Genomic DNA, 567 nt, shown 5'->3' on the forward strand with positions numbered 1-567 from the left:
TTGGCATAACCTCGCTGCACGCTGGGTGTGGTGCCGGTATTCACGGTGCCGCCATGCTCCTGGAACGTCTGGATCGACTGCCCGAAATCATTGTACGTGAACTGCACCTGATTAACAGCATTTCCTGAGGTGGCGGCATCGAAACTGGTCAATTGATGCACCAGCCCGCGTTCGTCATAGGTCGTCGCCAGACGACGTATCGCACCATCGACACCAGTTCCCAGGGTGGCGACTTGATCTTCCGTCAAACGTCCCAGTCCATCGTATTCGTAGTGGTGGACAGTGCCGATCTGATCGGTGAGTGACAGCCGCTGGCCCTGACGGTTATATGTCAGAAAGACCTCATCGCTGCTGCCGGTGGAATCGGGATAAGCGACCGAGCGCAGCAGGCTGCTGGCGGCGATTTCGGAATCTGCCAGCGTAGTGCCGTAGGTGTAGGTGGTGGTTTGATTCCCTGTGGAAGCATTGACCGCAACCAGTGTGGCGAGTTGACCATCGGCACTGTAAGTCATATTCGTGGTGCGGTTTTCATCACTCCCCACAGGTGAAGCGACATAGTTTTCGATG

The 567-nt window shown here is 56.1% G+C and carries 1 pseudogene; it reads right to left on the reverse strand.

The features are described 5' to 3' along the window. Positions 1 to 567 (reverse strand): annotated as a pseudogene (locus A6X21_RS17785) (RHS repeat domain-containing protein); the annotation flags it as partial.

It is taken from the genome of Planctopirus hydrillae (assembly GCF_001707835.1).
Taxonomy (GTDB): domain Bacteria; phylum Planctomycetota; class Planctomycetia; order Planctomycetales; family Planctomycetaceae; genus Planctopirus; species Planctopirus hydrillae.